Source organism: Pseudomonas sp. KBS0710, assembly GCF_005938045.2.
Taxonomy (GTDB): domain Bacteria; phylum Pseudomonadota; class Gammaproteobacteria; order Pseudomonadales; family Pseudomonadaceae; genus Aquipseudomonas.
The window spans coordinates 2,149,137-2,167,349 of sequence record NZ_VCCF02000001.1 but is presented as its reverse complement, the minus strand read 5'-3'; the positions used below and the strand labels follow the sequence as shown (position 1 = coordinate 2,167,349).

Genomic DNA, 18,213 nt, shown 5'->3' with positions numbered 1-18,213 from the left:
TTTTACACCGCGTGTTACTTCATCGCATCAGCAAAGCTCTGTACGAACGCGGCGTTGTCGATGATTCGATCATGGGTGGAGTCGATCAGCACCGACTGCTCAATACACGCCCGGCCCGTAACCTGCGCCATGCTTGCCTCGATCAACTGGCGATGCTGCCCGGCACGGCTCGCAGCGGCCCACCAGCAACTGATCGGTGCCTGGATCGGCTGGAAGTCAGCGTCCTTGAGAGACTGGCCGAGGGCTCGGTCGAGTTCCCAGGATATCTGCGCTTCGTCGCCCTCAAGCAAGCTGGCCTTGACCTCCAGATAGGTTTCACCGAGTGCATTTTCGGCCCACGTGCTGAACGCCTGCCATTGCTGTACCTCGTCGTCGGCAACCGCTTGGCTTCGCAACCATGCGTCCTGGATCAGCTGGCTCGACTGCGCAAACATCACCTGCAACAACTCAACGCGCCGTTGATTGACCGGCACCTCACTGTCATCGGTCATCACCGCCGTGTCCCAATAGGCTTTGAGCCAGTAAGGCGGCGACGCGTCGATCCAACCCACAACTTCCACCACACGTCCCGCCTGCTCCAATGCATACGCGACTTCCATGGCCAGGTTACCACCCAGGGACCAACCGGCCAGGCGATAAGGGCCTTCGGGCACGGCATCGAGCAATTGCGCGGTGTAGTCATCGACCATTGCTTGCCAGCTGGGCACTGCACTGCCCTCCTCGACCAACGCCCGACTGATCACGCCCAGCACCGGCCGCTGGTCACGCAGCGCCAGGCCGATGGCCTTGTAGCAATGCACCGAACCGTAGCTTGGGTGAAACAGGAACAAGGGCGTGCCTTGGGTCTGGCTGTTGAGTTTGACGATCAGCGAGTGGCGGGTCTCCCCCCCCAGGCAAGCGACCTGCCCGGCAATGGTCGGGTTAAGCATCAATTGGCTGACCGACAGCGTTGTGCCGGTAGCCTTGCGGATGCGCTCCTTGAGCATCAACACCAACAGCGAATGGCCACCCAGCTCAAAGAAATTGTCATTCAAGCCGACGCGTTCAACCTCAAGCACTTCGCTCCAAATTGCTGCGAGGCGCTGCTCCAATTCGGTCTGCGGCGCCTGATAGACCCGCTCCTGCAAGTGCGCATCAGCCTTGGGGAGTGCCTTGCGGTCCAGCTTGCCATTCGGGCTCAGGGGCATGTGCGCCAGCAGCACCCATTGCGCCGGCACCATATAGTCCGGCAAGTGCGCCAAGAGGTGTTCGCCCAGCGACTCACGCCAGGTATTGCTCGGTGCCTGCAACACCAGATAGCCCACCAGGTGCTTGCCATCGACCACCTGGACCGAGGCTTCCTGTACCTGTGGATGTTCAAGAACGCGCGCTTCAATCTCACCTAATTCAATGCGCAGGCCACGCAATTTGACCTGATGATCCAGGCGCCCAAGGTACTCGATAACCCCGTCGGCACGCTGACGCACGCGGTCGCCGGTACGATACAGGCGCTCTCCCGGCGCGAACGGCGAAGCAACAAACCGTTCGGCGGTGAGCCCCGGGCGTCGATGATAACCGCGTGCCAAGCCGATACCGCCCAGGTACAACTCACCGGCCACACCCACGGCGGTCGCTTGCAGTTGTGCGTCCAGCACATAGGTGCACAGGTTGGCGATCGGCTGGCCAATGGGCACCGTGTCACGCCCTTCGTCGACGCAGGTCCAGTGGGTCACGTCGATGGCGGCTTCGGTCGGGCCATACAGGTTGTACAACGCGGTTTGCGGCAGCTTGCGCAAGACCTGCTGTTGCGCATCCACCGGCAGCGCTTCGCCGCTGCACACAATGCGTTGCAAGGCGTGGCAGGAGGCAACGGCCGGGTCTTGCAGGAACGCCTGCAGCATCGACGGCACAAAGTGCAGCGTGGTGACCTTTTCGGCGTTGATCAGCGCGACCAGCCTGGCCGGGTCGCGGTGATCACCCGGCGCAGCCACCACCAGGCGCGCGCCCGTCATCAGCGGCCAGAAGAACTCCCACACCGACACGTCAAAGCTGAACGGGGTCTTTTGCAAAACCGTGTCACGGGCATTCAACCCGTAGGCTTCCTGCATCCAGCACAGGCGGTTGGTCAGCGCACAATGGCGGTTGCCCGCACCTTTGGGCTGGCCGGTGGAACCGGAGGTGTAGATCACATAAGCGAGGTTTTCGCCCTCCAGCACGATACCGGGGTTCGCTTCGCTGTAGCCGTCAAAACCGGCTTCACCCAGCACCAAGGTTTGCAGCCCTTCCGGGATCGGCAACTGTTCTAGCAGATGCGCTTGAGTGAGCAGCAACTTCGCGCCGCTGTCTTCCAGCATGTAAGCCAGTCGCTCGCGTGGGTATTCCGGGTCGAGCGGCACATAAGCACCACCGGCCTTGAGTACCGCCAACAGGCCGACGACCATTTCTATCGAACGCTCCACGGCCAGCCCCACCAACACATCGGGGCCGACACCGGCATCCATCAGGCGATGGGCCAGGCGGTTGGCCCGCCGATTAAGCTGGGCGTAGGTCAAGCGCTGCCCGGCAAACACCAGCGCCTCGGCATCCGGCGTGAGTTCGACCTGTGCTTCGATCAACTGATGCACTGGCTGCTCCGTGTAGTCGCGAGCAGTGGTATTCCAGTCTTGCAGCGCGATACGTTGCTCGGCGTCGCCCAACAGCGGCAACTGGCTGACGCGCTGCTGCGGGTCGTCGAGCATGCCTTGCAACAGATTTTGCCAGTGCGCCAGCATGCGCGTGAGCATGGCCGGCTCGAACAGGTCGGTCGCATAGGTCAGGGTGGCCCAGATACCCTGCGCGGTGGCCTGGGTGTCCAGGCTCAGGTCGAACTGCGCGGTCTGGCTGCCCCAATCCAGGCCCTCCACCCGCAAGTCAGGTAAGTGACGGCCACGGGTAACCAACCCCGCATCGCTCTGATGGTTGAACAACACCTGGAACAACGGGTTATGGCTCAGGCTGCGCTCCGGTTGCAGGGCTTCGACCAGTTGTTCGAAGGGCAGGTCCTGATGGCTCTGCGCATCCAGGCTGCGGCGTTTGGCCTGATGCAACAGCTGGGTCACGGTGATCTGCTCGTCAAGGTCGGCCTTGAGCACCTGAGTGTTGACAAAGAAGCCGACCAACCGCTCGACTTCAACACGGTTGCGGTTGGCGATCGGCACCCCGACACGGATGTCGTGCTGGCCACTGTAGCGGTACAACAAGCCCTGAAATGACGCCAGCAACAGCATGAACAGCGTCACGCCCTCGCGCTGCGCCAATGCGTTGAGCCCCTCGGCCAGTTGCGTCGGCAACTCAAGCTCCAGGCTGGCACCGCGATAGCTTTGCTGCGCCGGGCGCGCGTGCGCGGTCGGAAGTTCCAACACCGGTTGCTCACCGCCCAGCAGTTCGCACCAGTAAGCCAACTGACGCTCGCGCTCACCTGCCGCCATCCACTCGCGTTGCCAGTGTGCGTAATCGGCATACTGCAACGCCGGCGCCGACAACTGCGCGACCTCGCCCTGGCTGTAGGCGCTATACAACTGCACCAGTTCGTCGACCATCACCTGCATCGACCAGCCATCGGAAACGATATGGTGCTGCACCAGCACCAGTACGTGCTCATCTTCGGCCAGGCGCAACAAGGTGACGCGCAGCAGCGGCCCCTGCTGCAGGTTGAAGGGCCGGGCAATTTCGGCTTCTACCTGCTGCTGCAGTGTCTGCTCAGTGGCATCGCCTCGCATGATTGGTAACGGTTCGGCGGGCAAGACCACCTGCACTGCGCGCTCATCCTGCTGATCGATGCGGGTGCGCAAGCTTTCATGTCGCGCCACGAGGCTGTTAAAACTGCACTGCAAGGCAGGCTGATCAAGGCGACCGCTCAGGCGCAGAACGCTCGGGATGTGGTAAGCGGCGCTTTGCGGGTCCAACTGCCAGAGAAACCACTGGCGCTCCTGGGCAAAGGACAGCACCAACGGCTGATCGCGCCCTATCGCCACCATCGGCGGCGCCAGATCTTTTTCAGCGGCTTGCAGTGCGAGTACAAAGCCTTGCAGCTGCGGCTGCTCAAACAAGGTGCGCAGTGGCACCTCGCGTTCAAGCAACTGGCGCACTCGGGAAATCACCTGCATGGCCAGCAACGAGTGCCCGCCCAACTCGAAGAAGTGATCCGTCAGGCCAATGCGCGCAGCGCCCAGCACCTGGGCCCAAATCGCCGCGACCTGCTGTTGCAATGGCGTAACCGGTTCAACCCACTCGCCTTGCGACTGCGCCGCGTCCGGCTGTGGCAGCCCCTTACGGTCGAGCTTGCCGTTGGGTGTCAACGGCATCTGGTCCAGGAACATGAAGTGCGCAGGCACCATATAGTCAGGCAGGCGGGTTTTCAGGGCACGACGCAAGGCTTCGCGGAATGCGACCGGGTCGGTCACGGGCTCAGCGGGCACCACGTATGCCACCAACTGCTTGCCGCTCGGGCTTTCCTGGGCCACGACGACCGTTTCACCGACCGCCGGCTGCTCACGCAGGCGCGCTTCGATTTCACCCAGCTCGATTCGGAAACCACGGATTTTCACCTGATGGTCGACACGCCCCAGATAATCCACCACGCCGTCCGCACGGCCACGGGTCAGGTCGCCGCTGCGGTACACGCGGCTGCCAGGTTTGCCGAACGGATCCGGCACAAACCGCTCGGCGGTGAGTGCCGGGCGTTCCAGATAACCACGCGCCACACCTTCGCCGCCCAGGTACAACTCACCGGCCACGCCGATGGGTTGCAGGTTGAGTTGCGCGTCCAGCACGTATCCGCTGCGGTTGCCCAACAGTGTGCCGATCGGTGCATAGACCGCGCCGCAGGGATCGCCGCGCCGGGCTTTCCACAGTAATGGCGTGACCACGGTTTCGGTCGGGCCGTAGCCGTTGAACAGGTAAGTTGGTTTCAGTGCGCGCCAGGCCAGGTCGTAGCTGGCCTGTGCCACGGCATCACCGCCGAAGCAGTACACGCGCACGTTGGGCGGGTTGCCATCGCGTTCGGCATGCTCGGCCAACTGTTGCAGGTACACCGGCGGGAACACGGCCATGGTCACGTTGTGACGGTGCATTTGCGCGTAGGTGTATTCCGGCAGCCACAGGCCGTCATCGCGGATCAGTACGCTGGCGCCGTTGATCAGCGGGTGCATCCAGCCTTCGTGGGAGCCGTCGAAGGCGAAGGACATGAAGTGCAGCTCGCAGTCGGCTGGGCCGGTTTCGTAGCGCTCGCCGGTGGCGATGATGTGCGCCACCAGCGGCCCGTGGGAAACGGCCACGCCTTTGGGCATGCCGGTGGAGCCGGAGGTGTAGATCACGTAGGCGAGGTTATCGCCGTCCAGATTCACCTGCGGCGCGGTATCGCTGTAGCCGGTCCAGTCTTCGGTGCGGTCAATGGCCAGGGTTTCGAGGCCCTCGGCTACCGGCAGTTGCTGCAGCGCATTGGTGTGGCTCAGCAGCAATTTCGCGCGGCTGTCTTGCATCATGTACAGCAGGCGATCACGCGGGTATTCGATGTCCAGCGGCACATACACGCCACCGGCTTTCATCACCGCGAGGAACGCCACCATGATTTCGGCACTGCGTGGCATGGCAATCGCCACGCGCACTTCCGGGCCGACGCCACGGGCGATCAGCGCATGGGCCAGGCGGTTGGCCTGCTTGTCCAGCTCGCCATAAGTCAGGGTTTGCGCATCGAATTTGACCGCCACAGCATCCGGGTTTTCCCGCGCGCGATCGGCAAACAGCTCATGCACCAGACGCTCCGCCGAGAAGCCGGCGTCGGTCTGGTTCCACAGTTGCAGGATGTGCTGCTGCTCGTCGCTATCCAACAGGTTCAACTGGCCGATGTTCTGCTGCTGATCGGCAACCATCGCCTGCAACAGATTCTGCCAGTGGCGCGCCATGCGCTCGATAGTGGTGGCTTCAAACAGATCGGTGGCATAGCCGAGCGAGGCCCACAACCCCTGTGTACTTTCATGCACGTCCATGTCGAGGTCAAAATGCGCGGTACGTCGCTCCCATTCCAGGCCTTCGATGTGCAAACCCGACAGCGCCTGCACACCCAGCCGTCCTTCGCTCTGATAGTTGAACATCACCTGAAACAGCGGGTTCAGGCTCAGGCTACGCTCGGGTTGCAGGGCCTCGACCAATTGCTCGAACGGCAGGTCCTGATGGGCCTGGGCCTCCAGTGCACGCTGCTTGACCTGGGCCAACAACTCGGCAACCGTCATGTGCCCGTCGATATCGGCCTTGAGCACCTGAGTGTTGACGAAAAAGCCGATCAGCCGCTCGGTTTCCACACGGTTGCGGTTGGCGATCGGCACGCCGACACGAATATCTTGCTGGCCGCTGTAGCGGTGCAGCAAGGTCTGGAACGAGGCCAGCAGTAACATGAACATCGTCACGCCCTGCGCCTGGGCCAGGGCTTTAAGACCTTGCGCCAGGCTGGCAGGCAACGGCACATCCAGGCGCGCGCCGCGATGGCTTTGCTGCGCCGGGCGTTGATGGTCGAACGGCAACTCCAGCACCGGCTGCTCGCCACCGAGCAAATCGCGCCAATAATCCAGTTGCCGGGCCTTTTCACCCGCCTCCATCCATGTACGCTGCCATACGGCAAAGTCGGCGTACTGGATCGGCATCACCGGCAACTGCACTGCCTGGCCTAGGCTGAACGCGGCATAGAGCTGCACCAGCTCGTCGATCATGACTTGCATGGACCAACCGTCAGAGACGATGTGATGCTGCACCAGCACCAACACATGATCGTCCTGCGCCACACGCATTAAGGTCACACGCAGCAACGGTCCGCTTTGCAGGTTGAACGGCTGGGCGATTTCGGCTTCGACTTGCGCTTGCAGATCGGCTTCTTGCACGTCAACGCACTGGATAGGCAACACAAACTGCGCACGGATAACTTGCCGCGCACCGTCCGCGTGCTGTTCAACACAGGTGCGCAGGCTTTCATGACGAGCGACCAGCACATCGAAACTGCGCTGCAACGCCGCCGTATCCAGCCGTCCCTTGAGGCGCAAGGCACTGGGGATATGGTAGGCGGCGCTGTCCGGGGCCAACTGCCAAAGGAACCACTGACGCTCCTGGGCGTAGGACAGTGGCAGCGGCTGATCACGACCGACCGGCACCAGTGCCGGCGCCTGCTCACCCAGGCCCCCTTCCTCGGCGTGCAAGGCGCCGGCAAAACCTTCCAGGCGTGGCTGCTCGAACACCAGCTTGAGCGGTACTTCGCGCCCCAGCGTATGCCGCAGGCGCGAAACCACCTGCATGGCCAGCAGCGAATGCCCGCCCATTTCAAAGAAGTGATCGGTCAACCCTACGCGCTCGACACCCAGGATCTGCGCCCATACGGCGGCGACCTGCTGCTCCAGTTCAGTTACCGGTGCCACCCATGCCTGCTGCGACTCACTGGCGTCGGGTTTGGGCAGCGCGTTGCGATCCAGCTTGCCGTTAGGATTCAGTGGCATGCGGTCAAGGAAGACGAGGTGGGCCGGCACCATATAATCCGGCAGTTGTTCGCGCAGCGTCAGCTTGAGGGTCGCAGCATCTTGCTGTTCGGCAACCAGATAGGCGACCAATTGATTGTCGACGGCCAGCACCAGTGTTTCGCGCACGCTGGGCTGGGCCAACAACAGCGCCTCGATCTCACCCAGCTCGATACGAAAACCACGAATCTTGACCTGATGATCGACCCGCCCGACATACTCGATGACCCCATCAGCGCGATAGCGTGCCAGGTCGCCGGTGCGATACAGGCGCTCGCCGGTTGCGCCGAACGGGTCCGGCACAAAGCGCTCAGCCGTGAGCAGCGCGCGGTTCAAATAGGCGCGCGCCAAACCACAGCGGCTGCCGATGTACAACTCGCCCACCGCCCCCAACGGCGCCAGGTTCAAGTCGCGGTCCAGCACGTAAAGGGCACGGCCTGGCAAGGAACGGCCAATCGGGCTGGCGGTGGCACCGACGATTTCAGCAGCGGCTGTACAATCCAGCACACTCGACACCACGGTTGCTTCTGTAGGGCCATAGGTATTGAGCAAGCGCACATGGCCAAGACCGGCTTTCACCCACTGTGCCGGGCCGTCCAGTGGCATGGCTTCGCCACCGATGTGCACTTGGCGAAGCGCGCCATAGGATCGAGGCCCCGCCGCCAGGCAATCGAGCAGGAACAGGTTCCAGTAAGCGGTCGGCAAGTCGGCCAGGGTGATGCCTTGGGCGATGATTTCGTCGTACAGCCGAGCGCTGTCCCACAGTTGCGGCCCGCGCAGGACCACCGTCGCGCCGTGGGTCAGCGCCGGGTAGAGCTGTTCGACGAAACCGTCGAAATTCAAGGTAGCGAATTGCAGTACGCGGTCATCCTGGTTCAGGCGCGAATAATCGGCGGCCATCCGGGAAAACTCGGTCAGCGCCGCATGATCGATGGCCACGCCTTTGGGCTTGCCGGTGGAACCGGAGGTGTAAATCACGTAGGCCAGGTTGTGTTTGTCGACCTTGATCTGCGGGTTGCTCTCGCCGTAGTGGGCCAGCCCCGAATCCGCCACGTCCAGCGTCATCATGCCCTCGGGCAGCGGCATCGGCACATGGGCTTGCGTCAGCACCAAACGCACACCGCTGTCCTCAAGCATGTGCAGCAGGCGTTCACGTGGGTATTGCGGGTCCAGCGGCACATAGGCGCCGCCAGCCTTGAGCACGGCCAACAAACCAACCACCATCTCGAACGAGCGCTCGACCGCCACACCCACCCGCACTTCCGGGCCGACGCCACGCTCGATCAGCGCATGCGCCAGGCGATTGGCCTGGCGATTCAACTCGGCATAACTGATTGCGTGTTCGCCCAGGCACAGGGCCACCGCCTCCGGGCGGCGTTGCACCTGGACCTCGAACAATCCGTGAACACCTGCCGCCGCTTCGAACGCAGGGCCATCCTGGTTCCAGGCATACAGCAAATCACGCTGTTCTGCATCGATCAGCATGGCCAGCTGCGCCACACGGGTGTCCGCACGCCCGACTATCGCGCGCAGCAAGCGCTGCCAATGCTCAGCCATGCGCTGCACAGTGGGCGCGTCAAACAGGTCAGTGGCGTAGGTCAGCGAAGCCCAGATACCTTGCGGGGATTCCTGGGTATCCAGGCTAAGGTCGAACTGTGCGCTCTGGCTGCCCCACTCCAGCGCCTCAAGTGCCAGGCCCGGCAATTGCAGCTCGCCACGCGACTTATGGGCTTCAGTCTGGTGGTTGAACATCACCTGAAACAGTGGGTTGTGGCTCAGGCTGCGTTCCGGTTGCAGCGCCTCGACCAGCTGCTCGAACGGCAGATCCTGATGGCTCTGGGCTTGGAGTGCACGTTGCTTGACCTGGGCCAGCAACTGACTGAAGGGCATCTGCCCGTCGATATCAGCCTTGAACACCTGGGTATTGACGAAGAAGCCGATAAGGCGCTCGGTTTCTGCGCGATTACGGTTGGCGATCGGCACACCGACGCGGATATCCGACTGCCCGCTGTAGCGATACAACAGCGTCTGGAAGGACGCCAGCAACAGCATGAACAACGTCACGCCTTCGCGTTGAGCCAGCGCCTTGAGGCTGCTGACCAACACCGCGTCCAGGTCCATGTCCAGACGCGCGCCGCGATAGCTTTGCACCGGCGGGCGCGGATGATCCAGGGGCAACTCCAACACCGGTTGCTCACCGCCCAACAGCTCAACCCAATAACCCAGCTGGCGCTCTTTTTCGCCGGCTTCCATCCAACTGCGCTGCCACAAGGCATAGTCGGGGTATTGAACCGGCAACTCAGGCAAGCGCACATCCTGGCCCTGGCTGTAGCCTACGTACAACTGCACCAGCTCATCGACCATGACCTGCATCGACCAGCCGTCAGAGACAATGTGGTGCAACACCAGCACCAGCACATGCTCATCCGGTGCCAGCTGCAGTAGCTTAACCCGCAACAGCGGGCCTTGTTGCAGATCGAAGGGTTTGGCGACTTCGGCTTGCACTTGAGCTTCGAGTTGCGTGTGCTCACCCACACCCTCAGCGATCTCAAGGTGCATGTCCGGTTTCACGACCTGTAACACCTGGTCGACGTCCTGATGCAGGCAGGTGCGCAAACTTTCGTGACGGGCAATCAAGGTGTCAAAGCTGCGCTGCAGGGCCGACCGATCAAGTCGACCTTTCAACCGCAGGGCGCGCGGCAAATGGTAGGCAGGGCTCTGCGGCTCCAACTGCCACAAAAACCACTGCCGCTCCTGGGCATAAGAGAGTCGCAGCGGCTCGCCTTCCTGACGCTTGAAAACCGGGGCAATCTCAAACAGGTTGATGCCTTGCTGCTTGAGCATTACCGCCAACGCTTTCTTTTGTTGCGCAGAAAGTGAACCTACCGACTCGATTAATGCTTGCACGCCACGCCCCTCAGGAAATCAATTTATCCAAATCTTCTGCTGATAGACGTTTGAGGGCCTCCAAGGATTTAGCCAATGCGTCCTGCACCGGCGAATTATTTGTTTGCTGGGTGGCTACATAGGCACTGAAATCCGCCAGGGTCGGGGCGGTAAAGATCGATTTGACGTCGAATTCGGCGTGCAACTGCTCGCGCAGGCGCACCACCACTTGGGTGGCCAACAGGGAATGCCCGCCCAACTCGAAGAAGTTGTCGTTCATGCCCACCCGTTGCACGTCGAGTACCTCGGCCCAGATCGCGGCGATCTGTTGTTCCAGGTCGCTGCCCGGCGCCACGTATTCGCGCGCCTGCAGGTTGGCGTCCACCTTGGGCAGCGCCTTGCGGTCAAGCTTGCCGTTGGGGCTCAGGGGCATCTGCTCCAGCAACATCAACTGCGCGGGCACCATGTAGTCCGGCAGGTGTTGGGCCAAGTGCGCACTTAATACGTCGCGCCAGTCGTCGGCGGCGTGTTGCAGCACCAGGTAGCCCACCAGGTATTTGCCGTCGACGGCCAGCACCGCCGCTTCACGCACGCAGTCGTGTTCGAGCAGACGCGCTTCGATTTCACCCAACTCGATACGCAGGCCACGCAGCTTGACTTGATGGTCGATACGCCCGGCGTACTCAATCACACCGTCGTCGCGATAGCGCGCCAGGTCGCCGGTGCGATACAGGCGCTCACCGTTGACGAAGGGGTTGGCAATAAAGCGCTCGGCGGTCAATGCCGGGCGGCGATGGTAACCTCGGGCCAGGCCGACACCGCCCAGGTACAGTTCGCCCAACACGCCCACCGGCGCTGGCTCAAAGTTACCATCGAGGATGTAGCAGCCCAGGTTGGCAATCGGGCGGCCAATTGGCACCGCGTCGCGACCTTCGTCAACGCAGGTCCAGTGGGTCACATCGATGGCGGCTTCGGTCGGGCCGTACAGGTTGTACAGCCCGGCTTGCGGCAGTTTGGCGAATACCTGCTGCTGCGCATCCACCGGCAGCGCCTCGCCGCTGCACACGATGCGGTGCAAGGTGTGGCATGTCGCAACAGTGGGGTCTTGCATAAAGGCCTGCAACATCGAGGGTACAAAGTGCAGGGTGGTGACCTGTTCGGCATTGATCAGGCTGACCAGCCTGGCCGGATCGCGGTGATCGCCGGGCGCTGCGACGACCAGGCGTGCGCCGGTCATCAGTGGCCAGAAGAACTCCCACACCGACACGTCAAAGCTGAACGGGGTCTTTTGCAGCACAGTGTCGCTGACATCCAGGCCGTAGGCTTCCTGCATCCATTGCAGGCGGTTGGTCAGGGCCGCATGACGGTTGCCGGCGCCTTTTGGCTGGCCGGTGGAACCGGAGGTATAGATCACGTAGGCGAGGTTTTCGCCGTCCAGAGCAATACCCGGATTCTCTGCGCTATAGCTGTCGAACTCCGTCTCGCCTAGTACCAGCGTTTCCAGGCCATGTGGAATCGGCAACTGTTCGCGCAGATGCGCTTGAGTCAGCAGCAGCTTCACGCCACTGTCTTCAAGCATATAGGCCAGGCGCTCACGCGGGTATTCCGGGTCCAGCGGCACATACGCGCCACCGGCCTTGAGCACCGCCAGCAGGCCGACCACCATCTCGATGGAACGCTCTACCGCCAGCCCTACCAGCGAGTCCGGGCCAATGCCCGCCTCGATCAGACGATGGGCCAGGCGATTGGCGCGGCGGTTCAGCTCGGCGTAATTCAAGCGCTGCTCGGCAAACACCAGTGCCGGAGCCTCTGGCGTCAGCGCAACCTGCGCTTCAATCAGTTGATGCACGCTTTGCTGCAACGGGTAATCGCGGGATGTCGCGTTCCAGTCCTCAATCACCTGCTGGCGCTCAGTAGCGTCGAGCATCGCCAGCTCACCCAGGCGTTGCTGCCCGCCCTCAAGCATGGCTTGCAGCAGGTTGACCAGATGCCGGCCGTAGCCTTGCACCCGGTCTTCATGGAAATGCGCGCGGGCAAAGCTGAACTGCACCGACAGCGTTTCGCCCAGATCCACCAGCACCGTGAGCGGGAAGTTGGTTTGTTCATGGGCGTGGGGCTCGCCAAACCGAATACCGCTGCCGCCGCTTTGCTCCAGGGCTTTGGACACCGGGTAGTTTTCGAACACCAGGATATTGTCGAACAAGGCTTCACCGCCCTGCCCGGCCCAGCGCTGAATGTCATACAACCCGGTGTGCTCGTGCTCACGCAACGCCAGGTTTTGCGCCTGCACCGCTTGCAACCAGTCGGCCACCGTCACCTGCCCCTCTACCGCGCAGATCACCGGCAAGGTGTTGATGAACAGACCGATCTGCTGCTCAACGCCCGCAAGCTCCGCCGGGCGCCCGGCCACGGTAGCACCGAAAGCCACCACCGCCTGGCCGCTGTGACGCTGCAACAGGATCAGCCACGCCGCCTGGATCAGAGTGTTGAGCGTGACCTTGTTGGTGCGGGCAAACGACTCCAATCGTGCAGTGAGTGTGCGGTCAAGATCGAGTTGATGCTCGCCATGCCCTTGCACCGCCATTGGTTGGCTGCTGCCCAGCCGAGTTGGGGTTTGCAACGCACTCAACTGCTCGCGCCAGAAGGCTTCGGTCGCAGCGGCATCACGCTGTTGCAGCCAGCCGATGTAATCGCGATAGCGCCCAGCCGCTTCCGGCACCGCCACGCCGGCATAGCGTTGCAGCACTTCGCCGAACAGCCGCGAATTGCTCCAGCCGTCCATCAGGATGTGGTGGTTGGTGTAAATCAATTCGTAGCGCTGCTCATCGGTGCGCACCAGTACCAGGCGCACCAGTGGTGCCTTGGCCAGGTCAAAACCCTGGCGGCGCTGGGCCTGTTGCAGCTTGCGCAGCTCCATTTCGCGCTCCGGCATGGCGCGCCAATCCAGAACCTGAATCGGCAGCCGAGCCTCGCGGTACACCACCTGGCACGGCCACTCCAGCTGGCCTTCCCAGAAGAACCCGCTGCGCAGTACATCATGGGCCTGCACCGTGGCATCCCAGGCGTGCTGGAAGCGCGCCACGTCCAGGCCCTCGGCCGTCACGCGGATCTGGTTGATGTAGTCGCCCGCCGTTTGCTCATAGAGGGTGTGAAATAGCATGCCCTGTTGCATGGGCGACAAGGTGTAGAGGTCTTCTACGGCATCGAAGGCCAGCGGCAACGACTCCAGCTGCGATTGGTTCAAGCGCGATAACGGGAAATCGGAGGCGGTCACACCGCCATTGCCGGGCGTGCAGCAATGTTCTATCAACGCGTTGAGTTCGCGGGTGTAAGCCGCGCTCAGTGTTTCGATCACAGCAGGGTCGAACATCAGCGGGCTGAACGTCCAGCCCAGTTGCAATTCGCCGCCATAGACCTGGCCGTTGAGCGTCAGCCAGTTGCCCAGCGGTGCGTCCGGGCTTTGTTCGGCGCCGGCGCTTTCTGCGGCGGGCGCGAACAGCGTGTGCGGCTGGTCAAAACTGCCGTCGACCTGGCCCAGGTAGTTGAAGGTGATGCGCGGCGCCGGCAAGGCACTGAACGCCTCACGCGTGGCGTCATCGCCGAGGTAACGCAAAGCGCCAAAACCCAGGCCTTTATGCGGCACGCTGCGCAGTTGCTCCTTGATCTGTTTGATCGAAACCGCCAAGGACGCGTCCGGCGTCAGGCGCACCGGAAACAGGCTGGTGAACCACCCCAAGGTGCGCGTCAGGTCGATGTCATCAAACAGGTCCTCACGGCCATGGCCTTCCAGCTGGATCAGGCTCGAGGCCTGGCCCGTCCACTGGCAGATCACCCGCGCCAGGGCCGTGAGCAGCAGGTCGTTGATCTGGGTACGGTAGGCCGTGGGCGCCTGTTGCAGCAATTGCCGGGTGCGCTCCGCATCCAGTTGGCTGACCACGGTCTGGGCCAATCGACCGGGACGCGCGCCTTGCGGGTCGCGGCACGGCAAGTCGGTGGCAGCACCCTGCAGCTGTTGCAGCCAAAAGGCTTGCTCGGACGCCATCGCAGCGCTACGGGCGTGGGCTTGCAGGCGCTCGGCCCAGGCTTTGAACGACGAGGTTTTGGCCGGCAATTTTTGTTCGCGATACAACGCTTGCAGGTCTTCGAGGAACACCCGCCAGGACACGCCGTCCACCACCAAGTGGTGCATCACCAGCAACAGGCGCTGGGTACCGTCTGCCAGCTCGGCCAGTACCGCACGCAGCAATGGCCCTTGGTGCAGGTCGAGGCTGCGCTGGGCTTTTTCGCACAGCGCGGTCAACTCGCTGGCATCCGCCACAGTGGCTTGCCAGAGTACCGGCGTGCCGGCTGCAGCATGCTCGGCTTGCCAACCCTCAGGGTGCTGGCTGAAGTTCAAACGCAGCACATCGTGGTGGGCAATCAGGTTCTGCAACGCGGCTTCCAGTCGCTCGCCCTGAAGCGCTTGGCGCGGCGTCAGCAAGAAGGACTGGTTCCAGTGATGCGGGTCCGGCAGCTGCATCTCGAAGAACAACTGCTGGAACGGCAGCAACGGCGTCTCACCTTGCACCGAACCTTGGTCGATCACCCGCGCGGTCTGCAACTGCGCCACCCGCGCGAGGCTGCGCACGGTTTGATGCTGGAACAACGCCTTGGCGGTGAAATGAATACCTGCGGCACGCGCGCGGCTGACCACCTGGATCGAGATGATCGAGTCACCGCCGCGCTCGAAGAAGTTGTCGTTCAAGCCCACGTGCTCGATGCCCAGCACATCGGCCCAAATCGCAGCGATCTGCTGCTCCAGAGCGCTTTGCGGGGCTTCGTACTGCTGCGTCGCCTCGGGCGCTGGCAGCGCCTTGCGGTCAAGCTTGCCGTTGGGGCTCAGGGGCATCTGCTCCAGCAGCATCCATTGTGCGGGCACCATGTAATCCGGCAGGGTTTCGGCCAGATGAGCACCGAGTACATCGCACCAATCGTCAGCGGCGTGTTGCAGCACCAGGTAGCCCACCAGGTATTTACTGCCCGGCGCCAACACGGCCGCTTCGCGGACGTAATCGTGCTCCAGCAAACGCGCTTCAATTTCGCCCAATTCGATACGCAAGCCACGCAACTTGACCTGATGATCGGCCCGCCCGGCGTATTCGATCACGCCGTCTGCGCGATACCGCGCCAGGTCGCCGCTGCGGTACAGACGCTCACCGCTGACAAAGGGATGGGCGATAAAACGCTCGGCGGTCAATGCCGGACGGCGGTGATAACCACGGGCCAGGCCGACGCCGCCCAGGTAAAGCTCGCCCAGCACGCCAATTGGTACCGGTTCGAAATGGCCGTCGAGGATGTAGCAGCCCAGATTGGCAATCGGGCGACCAATCGGCACGGCGTCACACCCTTCATCGACGCAGGTCCAGTGGGTCACGTCGATGGCGGCTTCGGTCGGACCGTACAGGTTATACAGCCCGGCGTGCGGCAGCTTGGCGAAGACTTGCTGTTGTGCATCCACTGGCAACGCCTCGCCGCTGCACACGATGCGCTGCACGCTGTGGCAGGTCGCAACTGTCGGGTCTTGCAGGAACGCCTGCAACATTGAGGGTACGAAGTGCAGCGTGGTGACCTGTTCGGCGGTGATCAGGCTGACCAACCGGGCCGGATCACGGTGATCGCCCGGCGCGGCAACGACCAGGCGCGCGCCGGTCATCAGTGGCCAGAAGAACTCCCACACCGACACGTCGAAGCTGAACGGGGTCTTTTGCAACACGCTGTCGTTGATGCCCAGACCATACGCTTGCTGCATCCATTGCAGGCGATTGAGCAGCGCTGAATGGCGGTTGCCGGCGCCTTTGGGCTGGCCGGTGGAACCGGAGGTGTAGATCACGTAGGCGAGGTTTTCGCCATCTAGAACAATGTCCGGGTTCGCGTCGCTGTAGCCTTCGAAGCCAGTTTCACCCAGCACCAAAGTTTCCAATCCTGACGGGATCGGCAAGTGTTCGAGCAGATGCGCCTGAGTCAGCAGCAGCTTCACGCCGCTGTCTTCAAGCATGTAGGCCAGCCGTTCACGCGGGTATTCCGGGTCCAGCGGCACATAGGCGCCACCAGCCTTGAGCACCGCCAGCAGCCCCACCACCATCTCGATGGAGCGCTCCACCGCCAGCCCCACCAGCGCATCCGGGCCAACGCCGGCCTCGATCAGACGATGGGCCAGTCGATTGGCGCGGTGGTTCAATTCGGCATAGCTCAGCGATACGTCACCAAAGCGCAACGCCGGTGCATCCGGCTGCGTCAGCACCTGCGCCTCAATCAACTGATGCACCCACTGGCCTTGCGGGTAAGCGCGCTCGGTGGCATTCCACTGATAGATCAGTTGTTGGCGCTCCGTGGCGTCCAGCGTCGCCAGGTCCTGCAAGGCCAATGCAGGGTTGGCCACGGCGGCGCGCAACAGGTTCAGCCAATGGCCGAGCATGCGCGAGGCGGTCGCCGTGCTGAACAAGTCGGTGGCATAGGTCAGGGAGGCCCAGAGGCCGTCGCCGGTTTCCTGGGTATCCAGGCTCAGGTCAAACTGGGCGCTCTGGGTTTCCAGTTCGAGGCTGGCCACACACAGGCCCGGCAGTTGCTGCTCTGCGGCTTGGGTTTTGGCCTGGTGATTGAACATCACCTGAAACAGCGGGTTGTGGCTAAGGCTGCGTTCGGGTTGCAACGCTTCGACCAGTTGCTCGAAGGGCAAATCCTGATGGGCCTGGGCTTCCAGCGCGCGGCGCTTGGTGTGTTGCAGCAGTTGGGCGAAGGTCATCTGGCCGTCGAGATCGGCTTTGAGCACCTGGGTGTTGACGAAAAAGCCGATCAGCGATTCGGTCTCGACGCGGTTGCGGTTGGCGATCGGCACGCCGACGCGAATGTCCGACTGCCCGCTGTAGCGATACAAAAATGCCTGGAACGACGCCAACAGCAGCATGAACAGCGTCACCCCTTCGCGCTGCGCCAGGGCCTTGAGACCGGCGACCAGGGCGGGTTCCAGGGCGATGTCCTGGCGTGCGCCGAGGAAACTCTGCTGTGCCGGGCGCGGGTGATCGAGCGGCAGTTCCAACACCGGTTGTGTGCCGCTGAGCAGCTCACGCCAGTAATCCAATTGGCGGGCCTTCTCCCCCGCTTCCATCCAGCGGCGTTGCCACACCGCGTAGTCGGCGTACTGGATCGGCAGCGGTGCCAACGTGCAGTCCTGGCCCTGGCTGTAGGCGGCATACAGCTGCATCAGCTCTTGCACCATCACGCCCATCGACCAGCCGTCAGAGACGATATGGTGCTGCACCAGCACCAGCACATGCTCTTCTTCGCTCAGGCCGAGCAAGCTGACCCGCAATAACGGACCTTGCTGCAAATCGAAAGGCCGGGCGATTTCAGCTTCGACGCATGCTTTAAGCCCGGCCTCGTCGACTGGGCGTTCAGCGATCTCGATCACAGCCTGGGCCAGCACTTGCTGGGCACGCTGCTCGCCCTCCAGGTGCAAACGGGTGCGCAGGCTCTCATGGCGTGCCACCAGCGTGTCGAAGCTGCGTTGCAGTGCGGCCTTGTCCAGGCGCCCACTCAGGCGCAAGGCGCCGGGGACGTGATAGGCCGCGCTGTCCGGGTCCAGTTGCCAGAGAAACCACTGGCGCTCCTGGGCATAAGACAGCGGCGCGTGCTCGCCCTCCTCGCGAATCGAGGCGATCGGCAGTTGCGCGAAACTCATGCCACGGCTTTGCAGGCGTTGGTAGAACTGTTGACGCTGTTCCAGAGGCAGGCGAAGAAAGCGCGAAACCAGATCGATATTAGGGTTGGAAAGCAT

2 protein-coding genes are annotated in these 18,213 nt (G+C 62.5%); both read right to left on the bottom strand.

Translation table 11 applies throughout. The annotated features are described in order from the left end of the window. Positions 1-14: 14 nt before the first annotated feature. Positions 15-10,367: an amino acid adenylation domain-containing protein gene (locus FFI16_RS09995; protein ID WP_371923621.1), complete on the bottom strand. Its 10,353-nt coding sequence runs from the start codon at positions 10,365-10,367 to the stop codon at positions 15-17. Positions 10,368-10,431: 64 nt separating this feature from the next. Further along, a complete protein-coding gene (locus tag FFI16_RS09990) occupies positions 10,432-18,213 on the bottom strand; it encodes a non-ribosomal peptide synthetase (protein ID WP_138815143.1) in 7,782 nt (2,593 codons plus the stop codon).